This is a genomic window from Wolbachia endosymbiont of Laodelphax striatellus, from assembly GCF_007115015.1.
Taxonomy (GTDB): domain Bacteria; phylum Pseudomonadota; class Alphaproteobacteria; order Rickettsiales; family Anaplasmataceae; genus Wolbachia.
Window position 1 is genome coordinate 644,541 of record NZ_MUIX01000001.1, and the last position, 19,390, is coordinate 663,930.

Genomic DNA, 19,390 nt, shown 5'->3' on the forward strand with positions numbered 1-19,390 from the left:
TCTAGAACGAACATCTTTGACTAGATTGTATGAAAAACTGGATCTCAGTGTCAGCTACTCGGATGACAAACATGGACTACTTCAACTACACCATCGTTAAAGAAACCAGAAAAGCTGTTATCAAAGCTGAAGCTCTCCTTGAAATCCCTCAACTTTTGGGTCGTTAATTTTGCTATTGCAGCTATTGTATGCATAAACAGAAAGGCAAATGCTTGTCACTATTCCAATAATCATACACATTCCTGTTACCGCTGCAGCTACAGTAAAGGCTGTGCCTAAAGTTCCACTTGTAAATATAGCTGCTATTAACGTTGGAACAAATAGACAGAATGAAGGTTTGGTTATGTAGCTATGAACCTTGTCAGCTATTATGTAGCTACAAATCTTGTCAACTCTGTTTAATTTCTTCAGTAATTTAGCAAGGTTTCTTACCATTCCAACTTGGGCTTCTAAGTTCTGTTTAAAGTAATCACTCAAACTAGCACTTGAAGAGTTACAAGCAGGAGTTGAAGAATGTATCTTCTCCTGGTATGTAAATTCCCCATTCATGCACTTAAAATTCCTAATATTAAATTTAGATCCATTAATATACCTAAGGTCAAACTGCATATTAGGATCCAATATATGATTTAAAGTGCTTGCCTTTCTATCTATCAAAGCTTCAAATTTTTCTTTGCTTTTATCATAGTAGTCAATGAAATCTTCCAACTCTTTTGATAGCTTTTCTAGATCTATTTTTATGCCATAGCTTCTCAATATGATCAGAAAGGTATAAAAGTTTTGTAAATAACTTTTGGTGCCACTAAAGCTCAAATAAAATGATCTACCATGATCAATTTTTGCCCATAGTTTTTCTTTTACTTTTTCACCTTTTGCATTTTCATATTCCTTCTCTATTACACCAAAATTTTCTGATTGTATAATATCAACCTCTCCAAGTAATATTTGAGCAGCTAATATTTTCTCAAAACCTTTTGCATCTTGGTAATTTTCACCTTTCTCTTTAAGATCCATTAATGTTGTAAATTTGTCCAAAAACTTTGATCTCAAATGAAGTTGATCTTGACCTTTCTCTTGCTCAATATGCTCTTTAAATTTATCACTATCATCAGCGAATCTTTTTTCTGGTAAATCTTTATTTATCACCAATTCAACAATTGGAGCTCTGTCATATAAAAACAGCTTATATAAATCACCAGCAACATATTCCCTGATAAAATCAGCAATATTGAGGTCATCATGACATATATTGCTTTCTACGTTCTGCCATGATAGATCAATAAAAGAATCTATTTCATCATCTGACAAATAAGGATTTTGCAATTTTGCAGCTTTTCTTGATCCTTTGTAAAAAGATTCTTTGAACTGTTCCAACTTAGACTGTTTTTCCTCTTTTGTCAGAGCATGGTTTAGAACAGACTTAATCATGAAAGCTGCCTTGTCACCTTCATTGTCGCTATACTCGTGCTCTGCTTGAAACCCTGAGCTGTAGCCCGCTTCTTTCTCTCCTACTTTCTTGAACTCGCTTATAGGCTGAATTGTTCTATCATGGAAATGTTTTTCCAGAGTTTCTATATTTTCCTTTTTATTTTTCTTAAATTGTGTTTCTACACTTTTTATTTCAACTTCTCTCTGTTGAGTAAGTTTTTCGTAAAATATTCTTGAGTGCTCTTTACTCATTTCTTTAATCACCTTTTGCATAGCTTCCTCGTATAAAAAATTTTAATCTAAATATTAAATATTTATTAATAATAGTGTATTTGATAGCATATGTCAAATTTTTCATCGCCACCAAGCAGTGGCAAGTTTTTCGTTATGAAAATTACATGACTTTATATGGTAAGCTTTAAAAGCTCACTAACAACCTAAACTTGTTTGAAAATCAAGCCGTTTGTTGAGTAATATAAAATTGAATGAAAAAATTGAATATGACAAAATGGCTAATATCTAACCAATTTATTGATTATAACCATGCTATAAAATTCATGGAAGCAAAAATTCAACAAATTTACAATAATTTATCTGACGAGCTAGTATGGCTGCTCCAGCACCCTCCACTTTATACTGCAGGAATCGGTGCAACAGATGATGACATTATTGAAAAATTATTTCCTATATATAAAACAGGTAGGGGTGGTAAATATACATATCACGGACCAGGGCAGCGCATTATATATTTAATGCTAAATCTTAAAAAAAGAAACAAATGTGACATAAAACTATATATCAGAGACCTAAGTAATTGGATCATAAATGTTTTAAAACACTTTAATATACTTGGGGAATTTAAGGAAGATAGAATAGGCATTTGGGTGAACAACAACGGAGTAGAAGAAAAAATAGCAGCTTTTGGCATTCGCTTGAGAAAGTGGGTAACTTATCACGGCATAGCGCTTAATGTCTCTCCGAATCTTTCTCATTATAAAGGTATCGTTCCTTGTGGACTGAAAGATTACGGCGTTACATCAATGGAAAAACTAGGAGTAAAAGTTTCTCTTTGCGAATTAGATGATATATTAAAGCAAGAGTTTCATAAGATATTTTAATGTATTCCTTTATTCTTTATTTTCTATGCCTTTTACTCACTAATCCTGGAAATCAAGTTGATATTATTGCTCCTTCTTCGAAGGGAAAAGAATCGGATCTGCCCACTATAAAAGAATCCATAAAAACTTTAGGTTTTAGTCCTCATATTTCGGAGAAAATATACAGTAATGACAATCCATTTTATTCCAATTCTGATGAGTTTAGAGCGAATGATTTGGTTAATGCTCTCACTGATGATAGCAAAATAATTTGGTGTATCAGAGGAGGAGAAGGGGCTTCTCGGCTAATTCCTTACCTAGAAAAGCTGCCCAATGATAAAAAAGAAAGAATTGCTCAAAACAAAAAAATTCTCATAGGTTATAGTGATATCACTGCTTTACATATTTATCTGCAAGTTAAATATGACTGGCAAACTCTACATGGCACCATGTTAGAAATGATAGTAAATAACTCCGTTGCTGAAAGCTCTGTTGAAAAATTAAAAGAATTAATTCTTAACCAACGCAACTCTATCAGATTTGACAACTTAAAGATGATAAATAATGGAGTTAGACTAAAAAATGGCAGATTAGAGTCTAAAATCATCGGTGGTAATATGACTTTGGTTGAAAATAGCATAGGAACTGCTTGGCAAATAAACGCAAAAAACAAAATTCTATTTTTAGAAGACATAAAAGTTTATCCATATTCAATTGAGCGCAGTCTAGATCACCTAAAACAAGCTCATATTTTTGATGGAGTAGATGCAGTAATATTCGGTGACTTTATTAACTGTTATAATGATAATCTTGTCGAAATTGTAAAAGAAAGGTTTGCAAAAAGTGTCAACTTTCCAGTATTTACAATGAAAGGAGTAGGCCATGGACATACAAATGACCCTTTACCTTTCAACACTCACGCTACCATTAGCGTTCAAGACGAGAAGGAGTTTATGGATGTGCAACAGTTATACAAGTAGCTTTATCTAACACTCCTTTCATTCCAGCACCTTCGTTGTCATCCGAGTAGCCCTTTCCTTGTCATTCAAGTAGCCCCTTTTTTGTCATCCCAGTGCCCAGACACTGGGATCCAGGAACCTGCATCACGCGCTCTACTATAAATCAGCTTCTTGCTGTTCATTTGTTGTTAAGACGGCAGATGGTTTTTCTGCTCCATCAACTTTAGTACTAGGCTTTAGTAATGCATATGTAGCACAACCAACTACCAGTGCTGCTGCTATAACTGCAACCACTGCTATAACTATAGGTATCAACTGAGCTGCAATTGTTCCAGTTGTAAAAAGTGCCACTGCTATAGCAGTGCCTAATAATCCAGTTACTCCACCGGCAATCATTGATTTATTACGCGCCTTCACAAAAGAGCCACCTCTTTCCTCTAATAGAGCTTCTTTTACGTCTCTCTTATCATAATCTAAATAAGTCTTTCCATTTTTATCTACTGCATTAACATTTGCTCCTTTTTTGATTAAAACCTCTACTGTGTCTACGCGGCCATTCAAAGCAGCATGATGTAAAGGAGTCCTTTTATCTTTATCCACTGCATTAACACCTGCTCCTGCTTTGATTAAAGCCTCTACTGTGTCTCTGTGGCCATTACTAGCAGCACAGTGCAAAGCAGTCCACTCACTTATATCTTTCTCATCAACATCTGCTCCTGCTTTGATTAAAGCATTTACTATATTTGCGTGATTATTTAAAGCAGCACAATACAAAGCAGTACTACCATTGCAATTTTTCGCATCAATATTATCTGCTTTATTTTCGATTAAAACCCCTACTATCTTTTTGTGACTATTCTCAGCAGCATTATGCAAAGCAGTCATTTCATATTGATCTACTGAATCAACTTTTGCTCCTGCTTTGAGCAAAACCTCTACTGTGTCTACGCGACCATTCAAAGCAGCATGATGTAAAGGAGTCCTTTTACATTGATCCACTACGTTAACATTTGCTCCTGCTTGAATTAAAGCATTTACTGTCTTTGTGTAACCATTCCGAGCAGCTATTATTAATAATGGAAGCTTTGAGTACTCTATCCCTGAAATATTTAAGCTAAATCCATGATTTACACCAAATTCATCTTTCTCCCACTCTTTATATAGACCTTGATCCTGTTCCTTTAATTCTTCTTGTATTTTCTCAATTATATTATTTTTATTTAAATCTTCCTTAGCCTCAATCGTCCTCAGTACTTTTTTCAGTGATTCATATTCTCCTGTCATGATTTTACCTTCAATATTAAAATAGTTATTTAATTATTACATAATTATGATAAAAAGTCAATTAAAACAAGCTAATAACTGGGATTGTGAATAGTAAATTAGATTCAAGTAGCCTCTTTGGTGTTATTTCAGTGTTAGACCTTTTCATATCCCTACGAGTAAATTAATGTTATCCTTTTTTTGCTAATCTAAAGTTTTTTATGTTCATACATTTGCGTGTTCATAGCGTTTATTCTCTGCTTGAGAGTTCGGTTAAAATTGAGGAGCTGATTGGTCTTTGTTTGCAGAACAAAATGCCGGCAGTTGCAGTTACTGATTCAGGCAACTTATTTGGCTCACTTGAGTTTGCAGAATATGCAGCAAATAAGGGAATACAGCTAATAGTAGGATGCAATATTATAGTTAAACATTCAGAACAAAATTTACCAATATTGCTACTTGCAAAAAATGAACAAGGCTACACTAATTTAGTCACTTTGGTGAGTGAGTCTTTTAAAAAGCGCAAAAATAGCAGCGATATTCCCTACGTTGATTTTGATGAGCTATTAAGTTTTAATACAGGTCTAATCGCCTTAACTGGTGGATGTTTGGCTCAACTGTTATTGGAGCAAGACAAAGAAACGGTTGAAAAACTGCTTTCAGCATTCGATGGTCATTTATATGTTGAATTGCAGCGTCATGGGCTGAATAAAGAGCTAGAGCTTGAAGAAGCTTTAATAGATTTTGCTTATCAGCGCAATATACCACTAGTGGCAACGAATGATGTGTTTTTTTCAAATAGATCTGATTATGAAGCTTATGATATATTAACGTGCATATCGGAGGGCAGTTATGCCCTGGAGAATAACAGAAAGAAGTTAACTACCGAGCATTACTTCAAATCTGTGGAAGAAATGGAGGAACTGTTCAGCGATATTCCCGAAGCAATTTATAACACTTTAGTGATAGCTAAGCGGTGCTCTTACATGCCAAGAAGCAGGCAGCCTATCTTGCCTAAATTTCCTTGTCGAGAAAATAAAACTGAGAATGAAGAACTGAGGGAGCAGGCAGTTGCAGGATTAGAATTCCGCATTGCAAATGAAACAGACATAAACCTTAAACAATACTACGATCGGCTGAATTACGAACTAAGCGTAATAACTTCGATGAACTACGCTGGCTACTTTTTGATAGTTTCTGATTTTATTCGTTGGAGCAAAGCAAATGGCATTCCAGTTGGACCGGGAAGAGGTTCTGGTGCTGGATCAATTGTTGCTTGGAGCTTGCAGATTACAGATCTTGATCCAATAAAATTTGGTCTGATCTTTGAAAGATTTTTAAACCCTGATCGTATATCAATGCCTGACTTTGATATCGATTTCTGCCAAGAGAAAAGGGACCTGGTTATTGATTATGTTCAGAAAAAGTACGGTTATGTTGCTCAAATAATCACTTTTGGAAAATTGCAAGCAAGGGCAGTATTGCGTGATGTTGGTAGAGTATTGCAAATGCCTTACTCTCAAGTGGATAAAATATCTAAAATGGTTCCATTTAATCCAGTAAATCCGGTAACTTTATCACAAGCAATAGAATTTGATCACAATCTGCAGAAAGAACGAGATAGTGATGAAGTAATTGCAAAACTCCTTGATATCTCTTTGAAGCTTGAAGGAATATACCGTCACGTTTCAACTCATGCTGCTGGAGTTGTGATATGCGATCAAAAGTTAGAAAATTTTGTTCCCGTCTATTATGATCCAAATTCGGCTTTGCCAATCACTCAATACAGCATGAAATATGTGGAAAAAGCTGGACTAATAAAGTTTGACTTTCTAGGACTTGGTACGCTAACGCTGATAGATCATGTATGTCGTTTAATTAATCGTGATGAAAAAAAATTTGATATTTCCTCGGTTTCTTTGGCTGATCAAAGAACCTATGAAATGCTCTCAAGAGGTGATTCAATCGGAGTGTTTCAGCTTGAAAGTTCAGGGATGAGAGAAGCTTTAATCAAACTAAAGCCAGACTGTATTGAAGATATCATCGCTTTAATTTCTCTTTATCGCCCAGGGCCTATGGATAACATTCCAACTTATGTTGCAAGAAAGCATGGACTTGAAAAGCCAGATTACATTCATCGATTGCTTGAGGAGGTGTTAAAAGAAACATTCGGAGTAATAATCTACCAAGAACAGGTAATGGAAATAGCGCGTATTCTCTCTGGATATAGCTTAGCAGAGGCGGATTTACTCAGACGTGCCATGGGTAAGAAAATTAAGGAAGAGATGGATAAACAACGTGAACTTTTTGTTCAAGGAGCAACAAAAAACGGTGTTGATTACGACAGGGCAAGTTATATTTTTGATCTTGTTGCAAAATTTGCTGGTTATGGATTTAATAAATCCCACGCTGCAGCATATGCGATTATATCTTACCAAACAGCTTACCTTAAGGCTAACTACCCGCTAGAATTTTTTACGGCCTTGATGAATCTCAACATTGATGATAGAGACAAACTGAATTTGTTTTATCATGCTGCAAAATTCAGTGGAGTTGCTGTTCTTTCGCCTGATATCAGCAAATCTAAGGCTGAATTTTCAATAGAGGGTGAACATATACGCTACGGCATTGCTGCTTTGCGTAATGTTGGGTTTTCTATAGCAAAAGGGATAGTAAACGCACGCTCAAATTCTTATAAGGACATATGGGAATTTATTCAAAATTCAGGACATATAATAAATAAAAGGGCATTAGAAAGTTTAATTAAATCTGGAACATTCGATAGTGTGCACAAAAATAGAAAGCAGTTATACGAGTCAATAGACACATTGATTTACTTTGCAAATAAAAATAGGCAGTCAAATCAAGCTGTTTTATTTGGCAATCTTGATGTCCTCAAGCCAAAACTCGAGAATGTGGAAGATTTTAATGAAGAGGAAAAATTAGAGCATGAGTTGTTTTCACTAGGGTTTTATTTAACTAATCATCCGCTTAAAAAATTTAAAACTCTTTTGAAAAAATTAAATATTGGGTTTATCGGAGAGAGTAAGACGATAAAAACTGCTGGTGTAATATTAAATGTGCGTATGAGAACCTCAGAACGTGGAAGATTTGTTATCCTAACACTTTCTGATCCCCACAATGTTTCTGAAATAGCATTCTACAATAATGAAATAATAGAAGAAAAAAGGAATCTATTTTCACCTGGAGCATTTGTGATAATTGATCTTGAAATTTCAGAAAACACAACGAGACTATCAGGAAAGGACATATCTGAATTTACAGAAAAGGTTACTTCTCTAATGAAAGGATTAGTTTTAACTGCTGTATGTGCAGACTCGCAAAAAGTTGCTGAGGAGTTGAATTTAGTGTTGAAAAATGGAGGCAAAACCAAAATAATGCTTGAGCTTCTTCTTGAAAAACATAAAGTCAGCATCTTGTTGCCAGGTGCATATTCAATCACTCCCCAAACTATTTATGAAATATCTCACTTAAGTTGGATTCAAGGCGTAGAAATTAATACAAATAACTTGCTTATATAAAAAAGTTTTATATAATTAAAGTGTTTAATTGATATTAAAGGAAGATATAGTGAATCTCTATGAATTTACTTTTATAGCACAACCGAACTTATTGCAGCAAGAAGTAGAAGAAATGGTCCAGGAATTGGCTATTTTGTTGAAAAATATAAAAGCAGATGTTATTTCTCAGGAGGTTAAAGGTCTTATAGAAAGAGACCATAGCACAGCTACAAAACAAGAGCTAGAGGCAAGCACTGAAAGCATTAAAAAAAGCCTGATTGTTTACTCTGATTTTTTGGAAACTCTGACAAAAATTTTATGGGTTGAATTGGAAGAAGATTTTTCAAATTTAAAAGAAATAAAGTCAAGAATCGATAAAGAATTGAAAAATGAACTAAGTGATACGGGAATAAAACAAAATTTTATGGACCTTCCAGGAGCTAACACTAAAAGTGCATTTATCTATAATGTAGTAAATGCTTTTAAGGAAAATGTTTCACAACATCTAATAAAGCCCCTTCAAGAGGTTTTAAAAAGTTTTAAAATAGTAGACTCAAATCAATTGAGTAAAACTCTGGAAGTGCTTTTGAAAAATATTGAAGCTTCAGGATTGATAAAACATGAATATTGGGGTCTATTGGATTTTGCATACCCAATAAATAAGATGAAAAGTGGTCATTACTGTATGATGTGTATAAGTTTTACTTCAAGCATTATGGATGAATTTGAGCGTAGAGTAAAACTGAATGAGAATATTATTCGCCACTTGTCTGTACGGGTTAATGAGTTTTTTAAAGGTAAATCTTACATGATGGATAAACAAATTGAGGAGAAAAGTGCATAATGATGAAAAGACGAAATAGTTTTAATAATTCTTACGTATCTGTAAATAACAGAACTGGCTTTAGGCGTCCTAAGGTCTGTCCTCTTGCTGCATCTAAAGATGAGGACATAGACTATAAGAATATAGATTTATTATCCAAATTCACCTCTGACTATGGTAGAATATTACCTAGAAGGTTAACAGGTGTGTGCGCAAGAAAACAAAGAAAGTTGCGCTTAGCAATTATAAGAGCACGCTTTTTAGCTCTTGCTCCTTACTGTACTAAAAAAATTAGGTAATTTATGTTAATAATCTTAAAGGAAAATATAACAACTTTAGGTAAGATTGGTGAAGTTGTCAAAGTTAAACCAGGTTATGCACGTAATTTTCTTTTTCCACAAAAAAAGGCGATGAAAGCTACTAAGGAAAATTTAATAAAGCTAGAGGAACAGCGTTTGTTATTGGAAGAAGAAAATATCAAGAAATTAAATTCAGCAAAAGTGCTTGCATCATCATTGCATGATAAGTTTGTTATATTAATAAAGCAGGCTTCAGAGGATGGAAAGATTTTTGGTTCTGTAACAATACGTGAAGTTGCAAAAACTTTATTACAAGAAGGATATGAGATAAGTCATCATAGTTTATCTTTTGGTGGAATAAGTATCAAAAATTTGGGCGAGTATCAAGTGAATATAGAATTACATAGTAAAGTGATAGTGCCAATTACTATATACGTTGTCAGATCTGAGAAAGATGCACATGAATTGAGGCAAGTAAAGTTGCAAAATCAGAAATCTGAGCAACAAGAAGATACAAATAACGAATAGCAGTGAATAAAATATTTCAACTACTCCTGTCATTCCAGTGCACTTTTTTTCTGTCGTCCCAGTGTTACACACTGGGATCTAGCATGTTCAAAGATAAGACAGGGATCATCTAATGATCCCACGCTATAGCCGCAAAGAAATCTCTTCCATTTGGGAAGAAAAAAATAAGTTCAACATATGGCTCAAAATAGAAAAAGTAGCATGTGAAGCTCAAGCAAAATTAAAAGTTATTCCAAATGATGTTGCTGAAAAGCTCTCTGGTGCTATTGAATTTGATATTGAGCGTATTAACGAAATTGAATCCATTGTAAAACATGATGTTATAGCTTTTTTGACATATATTGCTGAAAAAGCAGGAGTTGATGTTCGTTATCTCCATTACGGAATGACAAGTTCTGATGTTTTAGATACATGCCTTGCGGTTCAGTTAAAGGAATCATGTGATATTTTGCTCGAAAATTTAAAAAATATACTTGCAGCACTGAAAAAAAAGGCTGAGGACTATAAAAATATTGTTTGTGTTGGGCGCAGTCATGGAATGCATGCAGAATCAACAACTCTTGGATTAAAATTTGCTAGATTTTATGCTGAATTTAAACGCAATTATCAGAGATTAATTAGCGCGAAAACAGAGATCTCAATTTGTAAAATATCAGGTGCAGTAGGTAATTTTGCAAATATTAATCCATTTGTTGAAGAGTATGTAGCGAAAGAAATGGGACTCATACCTGAAACCATATCGTCTCAAGTCATCCCTCGTGATAGACATGCCATGTTCTTTTCAATTTTGGGAGTAATTGCAAGCTCAATAGAAAATATTGCAATTGAGATTCGTCATTTGCAAAGAACTGAAGTCAGCGAAATCTCTGAATATTTTTCCACTGGGCAGAAGGGAAGTTCTGCTATGCCGCATAAGTGTAATCCTATTTTAAGTGAGAATTTGACTGGGCTCTCACGCTTAATACGCAGCTATGTTTTTCCTGCATTAGAAAATGTTGCACTATGGCACGAACGAGATATATCGCACTCGTCTGTGGAAAGGTGCATTGCTCCTGATGCTTGTATAGCAATGGATTTTGCTTTAGTACGATTAACAGATTTGATAGATAAATTGGTGATCAATAAGGAAAATATTGAAAAGAACTTAAATTCTTCAAAAGGCTTGGTTTTTTCACAACGTGTATTGCTTGAGTTGGTAAGTAGTGGTTTAACTAGGGAAGAGGCATATAAAATTGTTCAGAGTAATGCAATGAAAGTAAAGCAAGATAACAGTGATTTTCTGTTCGAATTGAAACAAGATAAATCCTTGCATGGAATTATTGACTCTGAAAAACTTGAGTCTTTGTTTGATTTGAAGTATTATATGAAACATATAGATTACATATATAGCAAGGTTTTTAATTAGGCTGAGTAGCTCAGTGGTAGAGCAGGAGGATCATAATCTCTTGGTCGGGGGTTCAAATCCCTCCTCAGCCACTCAAGCTAAACTATGGTTTGGCAAGAGCAGCGCATTTGACAAAATAACGTGATTCATTGTCCAATTAACTGAAGTTTTTTTTCAGTTGTTCATATAGTATATGGAATAATGTATGTGAAGTGATAAAGATACAACATTTGTTGTATCTATTCAAGGGAATGGCTAATGGTATCCGTTCAAGAAAGTGGTAAGGTAGATGAGAAAAGACAACTAAATGAATTTCATCCAAGTAGCTAACACTGGCATCTATATAAAAACAATCTAATGCACTCATTTAAAGTGAAGTTTTCTGGATCCCAGTGTCTAGGCACTCGGATGACAAGAAAAGAGTTGACTTGAATGACACTGAATAGGCACTGGGACAGAGGCTACTTGAATAATATTTCACCATGTCATTCCAGCACTTGATGCTGGAATTCAGAAGTTTTTTGAGCACAAAAGTCATGCTAAGTTTTTGTTGTTAAGAAAGGCTGGATAGCTAGTCGAGTAGACCAGTGGAACTTCCCCACCAGCCCCTCACAGAACTGTGCATGAACCTCTCGATTCACACAGCTCCCATTATTCAGTACTTTGATTACCATACCAACCTCCAGTGGTAAAAAGTATTCGGATTTTCTGTTCTCATTTTTCCTAGAAGTTTCCTTGCTAGTCTTTTTCCAATCAGATATTTCTTACTTACCCACTTTTCTAGATGCCGCTCTACATTATTAAGAAGTTTATACATCTCCGTTTGGTAAAACCTGCCATAATACTGACACCAGCCTCTGACTATTGGATTTACTTCCTTTGATATTTCCTCCAACTTCTTTCCTGTAAATCTATGTATTTTCCATGACCTTATGGTTTGAGTGATCTTTTTCTTGGCCTTATTGCTAATTGCAGGTAGAAATCCAACAAAATATTCCCCTATTTTGCTCTTTGCTCCTCTAGGTCTAAAGGTATATCCTAGAAAATCAAAGCTTTGTATAGGAAATGTATTCTTCCTGTTGCTATTCTTACAGTACACTATCCGTGTCTTTTCAGGATGCAACTTTAGCTTATACTCAGCCAATCTTTCTTCAATCTTTACTCTCATAAAGTCTGCCTGTCTCTTAGTTTTGCAGTGCAGTATTGCATCATCAACATACCTTTCAAATGGTATTGTGGGGTAGTTTTGCCTCATCCACATATCAAACGCATGATGCATAAATATGTTAGAAATGATTGGGCTTACAGAACCTCCTTGCGGAACTCCCTTATTCCTCACTTCCCTAGTGCCATCTGCTTGTTGAATAGGGGCTTTCATCCACCTCTCAACATACAGTATGACCCATTTGCAGTTTGTATGTTTCTTGATAGCTTGTAAAACTAATTCGTGATCCAGATTGTCGAAAAATCCGGTTATATCAAGATCTATCGTCCAATCGTACCTCCAGCATCTCTTGCGTGCTGTATCTACCGCATCCAGTGCAGATTTATTCGGTCTATAACCATATGAATCCTCGTGGAATTTTGGCTCTACTAGCGGCTCAAGATACATAGAAGCTGCCGTTTGCCCTATCCTGTCGAATACTGAAGGAACACCTAAAATTCTTTGTCCTCCTCCCGTATCCTTCGGTATTGCCACAGCTTTTACTGGCTCTGGAAAATAACTTCCGGATGACATCCGATTCCATAGTTTGTACAGATTATCTTTTAGATTTTCCTCAAACTTTGTTATCGAAACCTCATCTACACCTGCAGCACCTTTATTTTTCGATACTTGTTTATAAGCTCTCCAAATAAGTTGCTTCGGTATATCAAAAGACTTTGTTTTATTCATTAACTCCTCCCTTTCGGTTGATAAATAATTAAAACTAAATAACTCAGCCCCTTCGCTCCATTTCCATTACAGAAACTTCTTCACTACTACGAGCCGATCCGCCCCTGTTTTCCGCATCGGTACTCTCATCCTTAGAGTTTAGCTCCTCGAATTTCTCCCTTATCATCGAAACGACAGGTTCCCGCAGTTCCACACAATAGCCTAAAATAGATTCACGCCACCTCTATGCCGGACGCCACCTATCCAGTAAACAAGTTCCTGATAGGTTTATCCCAAGAGATTCAAGAGCCCATGGTTTTGACGTCGTCTTTGGAATTTCGACACTTCATCAGTGGTTCATTTTCATTCGCCTCTCTATTTTACACATGATGCATAATTGCACCTTTTCCATAACGCTCACTACCATAGCTCTTTACCACAGCAGCTTATGGCTGTTTGAAGCCTATTCTTGCAAACCGACTTCGAGGGGCCCACCCTCATCTATTGTGCAGCTTTGCACTTAGTTTGCTCATTTTTAAGCATTCTTTGTGTCTCTACGGCACACCTTGAATGACACCATTTGTTACTGTGTTTTTGTCTATCTTATTTTGCTACCCTACTGAACGAATATACAAAATCTAACTTTTTTCTATACAACCAGCTAGGTCAAGAAAGGTGAATCTATCTCTTGTTGCAAATGTAAGATTGACTACCTTGCAATATTGCTCTTTGTTCCAATTAAGATGCTCCGGTAAGTATGGAATTGATAGATCTTCAAATACTTTCTGCAGGTGTTTTGCAGATAGTAAATTTTGCTTAATTAAACTAGAAATATTACTCCATTCTTTGCAAATAATCTCTTGAATTTTTTGCTGCATCATTTGCTTCTGCTTTAGAATTTTTATAAATTCGGTATTACCAAAGCACTGAGTTATATGTTTTACATCTAAAGTGATCGGTTTGGTAATCGGGTTTCGTATTGACAATATCTCCTCTTGCAAGTTAGCCATAGTAATCGTTGTAACAGCAATTTTTTCGCCATGTAACGAGGAGGAATAATCTTTTGTTACAGTCTCCATTGCATGAGCTATCATATGTTCTCCTTGGCTTGCAGAGTAGCTGCCTTTTGACATCACCATTCCAAGTCCTGAAATCAATAAGGCTTCCATAAGTAATAAAACTACTCTTTTATCTTTTTTAGCAAGTGCCAAGTGTTCTCTGAGCAAAATTTCCTCCAGATTGCGAACAAGTTTAAAGGGGAGTTCATTATATTCTGTGCCAAGTAATAGATTAGATAATAGCCAATCGGCTTGTACTGTTGAACGGCAGATGAAATCTGCAAATCCACTTAATGTGAGGCGTGGTGGTGCGTTGGCAATTATATCGTTATCAATGTATATTGCCTTTGGAAGATGTGCTCCGAACGATTTTTTATATCCATCAACTAATATTGAAGCGTTTGCAGAGCTATACCCATTCATGGAAGCGGCTGTTGGGAACGATATATAATCTTTTTTCTCGAGGTAGCTTGCATATTTGCAGATATCATTAACAGTGCCACTACCAAATGCAACCATTAAGTCACTATCTTTTGCTTTATTTCTAACTAGGTTTACAGTTTGGAGGGAAGCAGCGCTGTTCAGTCTATTTGGTGTCATCCAAGTAGCGTGACACTGCGATCCATCATAGTCACGCGCTGGAATGACAGTTGTGGCTGGAATAATTAAATGAGAAACTTTATTAAGTATGTTTTTGTTTAAAAGTTTTGCTGTATTTTCATCTGCAATCAGAAAAATGTCATTTCCGTATTGTCTACATATTTCATAGATATTATCAGCAAGTACTCTTACTCCCCTAATAAGAACTTGTTCTGTGTGCTGTAATATTTGTTTTAAATATCGCATAGAATGTTTACAATACGGTAATGTTAGTATTTCAAGATTGATATGAAGATTGACCCTGTAGAACTAACTAAGAAATTAATTTCTTTTAAAAGTATAACACCAAAAGACGATGGAGCAATAGAGCATATAGCAGCCATTCTTAAGAAAAGTGGTTTTGAATGTGAGATTTTAGAGTTTGGTGATAAAGTTAAAAATCTTTATGCGAAATATATAAATGGAGTACCAAACTTGTGTTTTGCTGGACATGTTGACGTTGTACCACCAGGTGAGTTAAAAGATTGGATATCTGATCCATTTAAGCCAGAAGTTAGAGATGGAATGCTATACGGAAGAGGAGCAGCTGATATGAAAGGCGGAGTAGCTGCATTTATTGCTGCTATCGTAGATTCAGTTGCAGGTAAGTTTCGATTCAGTGGTTCAATCAGTGCATTGATTACCGGTGCTGAAGAAAGCACGGAAGAACATGGAACAAAGGCCGTTTTGGAATGGATGAAAAGTAAGCAAAAAAAGATAGATTTTTGTATAGTTGGAGAACCAACGAGTAGTGAGAAATTAGGTGATACCATAAAAATAGGTAGAAGAGGTTCTGCAACATTTAAATTGATTTGCCATGGTAAACAAGGGCACGTTGCCTACCCAGATCTAGCAGATAATCCAATATATAAAATGGTATCGATACTAAGTAAGATAAAAGATACCACTTTTGATACTGGTAATAAATACTTTCAGCCTTCACATTGCGAAATTACTACTATCGACGTTGGAAATAATACTAATAATCTAATACCTAGTTCAATAGCAGCAGGTTTTAATGTTCGATATAACAATACACAAACACCGGACGTTTTATATAAGATGATTGATACAATATGCACCAATGTGACTAACGATTATAAACTGTCTATGCAGAGCAGCAGGGACGTTTTTCTCTCTACTCCTGATAGAAATACTGATATTATGCTTGATGCGATAAATAAAATTACCGGTATTGATGCTGTGCTGAGTACAAATGGTGGCACATCTGATGCTGCGTTTATTAAGGATATTTGTCCAGTAATTGAATTTGGTATGATCAACAAAACCGCACATCAGGTAAATGAATGCGTATCAATAGACGATATACATAAATTAACAGCTATATATAAGGAGTTTATAAAAAATTATTTTTACCCCACTAATAAAATATTAAACCAAATCAATGTAATTGGTAATACGCCTGATGGTCCATTATTAGCTTGAGGTGCAGTTGCATAGAGAAGAAACTTACTAGACGTCTGGTAGAGACTTATGACCTTGAAAACCAGCGATTTGGTCTCTTAATCATAGTCCCCCCAAAAGAACCGTGCTTGCGGATTTCCCGCACACGGCTCCACAATACAGCGTTCACACTAGTGCTCCTGTGTACAAAGAAGCATATATCTTTGGCTTTGGTAGTGGATTTATTTTTAAATAGTATGTAAACTGTTCCCAATCCATACTTTTCTTGTGACTACGTCGGTTTATCCACTTAAATGCTAGCTTTGTTATCGGTCGATAGAATTGAATCAAACACCGATAATTTCCGCTAACTCCGAAGTAGCTATAGTGTCCTGTTACTTTGGCTTTAAGTTTCTGCCACCAATCTTTGAGACAGATACGACTTCGTACCATCTTCAACCACTCTTTGATTTCTTTAATCTTTCTGGCTAGGCTTATTTTTGAAGTTTTCTGCTTCATCATAAGTTTACCATTACGACTTTTTCCACAATAATGTGTAAATCCTAGAAAGTTGAAGCTAGCCGTCCTACGTTTCTCTCTTTCTGCTTGATACCATTCTTTCTTACCAAACTTTACTATTTTTGTTTTATTTTCAGCTATTTCCAACCCAAATTTACTTAGTCTTTGTTTCAGTAATTCTAGAAATTCTTTTGTGTCTTCTTCCCTCTCGCAGCCAACTACAAAATCGTCGCAAAACCTTATTAGCTGTATATATCCTCTGGCTTTTGGCTTAAATTTCTTTTCAAACCATAAGTCCAGCACATAGTGTAAGTATATATTAGCTAATACAGGACTTACTATACCACCTTGTGGTGTGCCTTGATCGGTTGCTTTATAACATCCAACTTCGACTATTCCTGCCTTTAGAAATCGTTTTATTAACCACAATAAATTTGGGTCAGCTATTCGTTCCCTTAGACAATTCATTAGCCATTTATGTTGAACATTATCAAAGAACTTCTTGATATCCACTTCTACAATATAGTTAATTGGTTTGTGCATAACTGCTTTATCTAGAGCGTTTATCGCCTGATGACAATTTCTTCCTGGTCGAAATCCATACGAGCTGTCCATAAAGTTTGCTTCATAAATATTTTCTAATATCTTCTTTAGCATTACCTGTACCAACTTATCTTCAGTTGATGGTATTCCGAGGCCGCGCTTCTCTTTGCTCCCGGCTTTGGGTATGTATACCCTTTTCACTGGTTGCGGTTGATATTGTTTTCTCTTCATACTATCCACTAGTGTTTTAAGTTTCTCTTCTAGATTTTCTCCATAAGCTTCCACTGTCACACGATCTATACCACAAGCCTTGTTGCGTTTTAGTTCCTTGTAACACTCTGCAAGATTCTCTTCATTAATCAAATGAACTAGCGATGTAAATTTTACTCGCTTATCTTGCTTAGCCCTTACTGCTATCTGGTTTAGTTTTCCTTGCATACTCCTCCAATCTCTGTTGTATTGGTATAGCAATCCCTATACCAGTCACTATATTGCTAACCGCTTCCCCTTGTATGTGGCTTTCCCACACTCCGAGTACTATCAGTTAGTCCGACTTCCTTTGCATCTTCCTCCAGTCCTCGCCTTTATTGACTTGTTCCAGAGTACCCTTACAGGAATACAAAGGATCTCCCAAGTTCACGTAAGGTCCCTCTCAACACATGACGCGGCCTTCGATCCCGACGGGGTGAGTAATACCTTGCCTTAGCGTTATTACCCATGCTGCCTTCCACCAAATGTAAAGTGTCGGCCCCCATGACGCGTGAATTACGGGACTCAATACCTTCACTTTCGTTGCACCCTATGTTGTCCATTCCATTAGCTTTACTACGCTCGTTACCTTACGCAGCATAATGGTTTGTTCCAGGCTGCTGGCTAAGCTTTACCCGTGTTGGATTTTCACCAACTGTTCCTTACGCACTTCTTGGCGCACACATTTTGCCACCCCCTTATTATAATATTAAGGGTATTTTTGACTCAAAACTTGTCTTTGATCTGTGCGAGCTTAATAACAAAAATTCAGTAGAAAGCTTATTGGCGAAAATTATCTGTTCAGCAGAGTGACAAAATAAGATAGACAAAAAGGGTGTAAGAACAAATAGTGTCATGCAACACTGGCTTTTGTACACAAAACGTTGTAAAGCGCTTTTGTCAACCTGGATCCCAGCTCGGATAACAAGAAAAGAAGCACTGGTTTCACATAGATCTGAACAGATATAATTTCTTAAACATTTATAGCTCACATAAAACCCGGTCTGACTGTCATAAAGGCTATTCATTGCAGCAGACAACTTTCGCACTACTTCAAATTCTAATTTTCAACTTAAAGAGGTACGTAATGTCAAATAACTTCAATTTCAAAGAATTTTTTCACCATCACGAAGCAAATAGCACTTTAGATGATATACAAAGGTACTGCATACTGTGGCAATCAGTGATATCACAGGCAATGATTGATGCAGCAAGTAACTGTAAAAAAACAGAAAGCTTGGTAGAGAAACGTAAAGCAACTTCCTGGCTATCAGACTTCAGTCAAGATTTTGTTGAAACATGTATACTGGCTGATTGCGATCCATTATACGTAAAAAACAAAATACAGCCAACTCTAAAAAAGATAAAGCCCTTTTAATGAGGTTTACCCCTCTCACCAAGAAAAATATCATTTAATCTTTTTTCTATAGCTTCATCTATATCTTGGATTAATAGCTGCTTTATCATATTCACTTTCCGTTCTGCCTCTTGAAGATTATTGTTACCGTAACTGTTCTTATTACTATAACCATAACTACTGCCATTTGGTTTATTACTCATTTTTCTTCTTGTGCTGAGTATCTGAACTATCTTCTCCTTGAAAAAAGACTTCCAGCCTGTGCCAGAAAATAATTTGTAGAAAAAATGCGGAGTAAGAAACGCTACTAATATTCTAATAGAAACTCCATAACCCAAATCATCTCTATTTTCATAATACCATTTTAAATATTGATACAAATGGTAAAATGCATTTTTGAAAGAGCTAAACTCTACAGCATACCAAAAGCCACTGGTGAGAAACAT

At 35.7% G+C, this 19,390-nt stretch carries 17 protein-coding genes and 1 tRNA gene; 10 read left to right on the forward strand and 8 right to left on the reverse strand.

All coding sequences use genetic code 11. The features are described 5' to 3' along the window. Positions 1-120: 120 nt before the first annotated feature. Complete coding sequence (locus tag BVG17_RS09505) at positions 121-1,701, reverse strand: hypothetical protein (RefSeq protein ID WP_241654145.1); 1,581 nt, start codon at positions 1,699-1,701, stop codon at positions 121-123. 227 nt (positions 1,702-1,928) lie between these two features. Here BVG17_RS09505 and lipB point away from each other — a divergent pair, with 227 nt between their 5' ends. After that, entirely contained in the window at positions 1,929-2,546 is a 618-nt protein-coding gene (lipB, locus tag BVG17_RS02955) for a lipoyl(octanoyl) transferase LipB (RefSeq protein WP_063630716.1), read from the forward strand. Then, positions 2,546-3,505 carry an LD-carboxypeptidase gene (locus BVG17_RS02960; protein WP_063630709.1) on the forward strand — a complete coding sequence of 320 codons (960 nt, stop codon included), beginning with the start codon at positions 2,546-2,548 and terminating at the stop codon, positions 3,503-3,505. Before lipB ends, BVG17_RS02960 begins: the two co-directional genes overlap by 1 nt. Before the next feature lie 135 nt (positions 3,506-3,640). On the opposite strand, the gene BVG17_RS02970 is transcribed toward BVG17_RS02960, so the two are convergent. Beyond that, positions 3,641-4,768, reverse strand: coding sequence for an ankyrin repeat domain-containing protein (locus BVG17_RS02970; RefSeq protein ID WP_063630710.1), 1,128 nt, complete (start codon positions 4,766-4,768; stop codon positions 3,641-3,643). A gap of 200 nt (positions 4,769-4,968) precedes the next feature. On the opposite strand from BVG17_RS02970, the gene dnaE reads away from it, so the two are divergent. The 6 genes from dnaE (at position 4,969) to BVG17_RS03000 (ending at position 11,394) form a co-directional block, all read left to right on the forward strand. Further along, positions 4,969-8,289 (forward strand): DNA polymerase III subunit alpha, encoded by a 3,321-nt coding sequence (gene dnaE / locus BVG17_RS02975; RefSeq protein ID WP_063630711.1) that lies wholly within the window; start codon positions 4,969-4,971, stop codon positions 8,287-8,289. A gap of 49 nt (positions 8,290-8,338) precedes the next feature. Beyond that, a complete protein-coding gene (rpsF, locus tag BVG17_RS02980; protein ID WP_063630717.1) occupies positions 8,339-9,112 on the forward strand; it encodes a 30S ribosomal protein S6 in 774 nt (257 codons plus the stop codon). Continuing rightward, positions 9,112-9,390, forward strand: coding sequence for a 30S ribosomal protein S18 (gene rpsR / locus BVG17_RS02985; protein ID WP_063630712.1), 279 nt, complete (start codon positions 9,112-9,114; stop codon positions 9,388-9,390). The genes rpsF and rpsR overlap by 1 nt, the downstream gene beginning before the upstream one ends. Before the next feature lie 3 nt (positions 9,391-9,393). After that, the gene (gene rplI, locus BVG17_RS02990; protein WP_063630713.1) at positions 9,394-9,918 is read left to right on the forward strand and encodes a 50S ribosomal protein L9; all 525 of its coding nucleotides are present in this window, start codon (positions 9,394-9,396) and stop codon (positions 9,916-9,918) included. Positions 9,919-10,030: 112 nt separating this feature from the next. Next, complete coding sequence (purB, locus tag BVG17_RS02995; RefSeq protein WP_063630714.1) at positions 10,031-11,323, forward strand: adenylosuccinate lyase; 1,293 nt, start codon at positions 10,031-10,033, stop codon at positions 11,321-11,323. Beyond that, positions 11,323-11,394: transfer RNA gene (locus BVG17_RS03000), tRNA-Met, on the forward strand. Before purB ends, BVG17_RS03000 begins: the two co-directional genes overlap by 1 nt. Before the next feature lie 447 nt (positions 11,395-11,841). Here BVG17_RS03000 and BVG17_RS09970 read toward each other — a convergent pair. From BVG17_RS09970 to BVG17_RS03015, 4 genes are all read right to left on the reverse strand, one after another. Beyond that, on the reverse strand, positions 11,842-11,976 hold the full coding sequence (locus tag BVG17_RS09970; protein WP_255447016.1) for a hypothetical protein: 135 nt from the start codon (positions 11,974-11,976) through the stop codon (positions 11,842-11,844). Then, positions 11,970-13,196, reverse strand: a complete 1,227-nt coding sequence (gene ltrA / locus BVG17_RS03010) for a group II intron reverse transcriptase/maturase (RefSeq protein WP_143688717.1) — start codon at positions 13,194-13,196, stop codon at positions 11,970-11,972. The genes BVG17_RS09970 and ltrA (BVG17_RS03010) overlap by 7 nt, the downstream gene beginning before the upstream one ends. Positions 13,197-13,239: 43 nt before the next feature. Further along, positions 13,240-13,362 carry a hypothetical protein gene (locus BVG17_RS09975; RefSeq protein WP_255447004.1) on the reverse strand — a complete coding sequence of 41 codons (123 nt, stop codon included), beginning with the start codon at positions 13,360-13,362 and terminating at the stop codon, positions 13,240-13,242. Positions 13,363-13,813: 451 nt separating this feature from the next. Then, a complete protein-coding gene (locus BVG17_RS03015; protein ID WP_063630718.1) occupies positions 13,814-15,079 on the reverse strand; it encodes an iron-containing alcohol dehydrogenase in 1,266 nt (421 codons plus the stop codon). A gap of 42 nt (positions 15,080-15,121) precedes the next feature. On the opposite strand from BVG17_RS03015, the gene dapE reads away from it, so the two are divergent. After that, entirely contained in the window at positions 15,122-16,318 is a 1,197-nt protein-coding gene (gene dapE / locus BVG17_RS03020; protein ID WP_063630719.1) for a succinyl-diaminopimelate desuccinylase, read from the forward strand. Positions 16,319-16,462: 144 nt separating this feature from the next. Here dapE and ltrA (BVG17_RS03025) read toward each other — a convergent pair whose 3' ends face one another. After that, positions 16,463-17,776 (reverse strand): group II intron reverse transcriptase/maturase, encoded by a 1,314-nt coding sequence (gene ltrA, locus BVG17_RS03025; RefSeq protein WP_143688734.1) that lies wholly within the window; start codon positions 17,774-17,776, stop codon positions 16,463-16,465. Between the two features lie 898 nt (positions 17,777-18,674). Between ltrA (BVG17_RS03025) and BVG17_RS03035 the strand changes: the two genes are divergently transcribed. Then, complete coding sequence (locus BVG17_RS03035; protein ID WP_063630720.1) at positions 18,675-18,965, forward strand: hypothetical protein; 291 nt, start codon at positions 18,675-18,677, stop codon at positions 18,963-18,965. On the opposite strand, the gene BVG17_RS03040 is transcribed toward BVG17_RS03035, so the two are convergent. Further along, positions 18,962-19,390: a hypothetical protein gene (locus BVG17_RS03040; RefSeq protein WP_241654146.1), complete on the reverse strand. Its 429-nt coding sequence runs from the start codon at positions 19,388-19,390 to the stop codon at positions 18,962-18,964. The genes BVG17_RS03035 and BVG17_RS03040 overlap by 4 nt on opposite strands.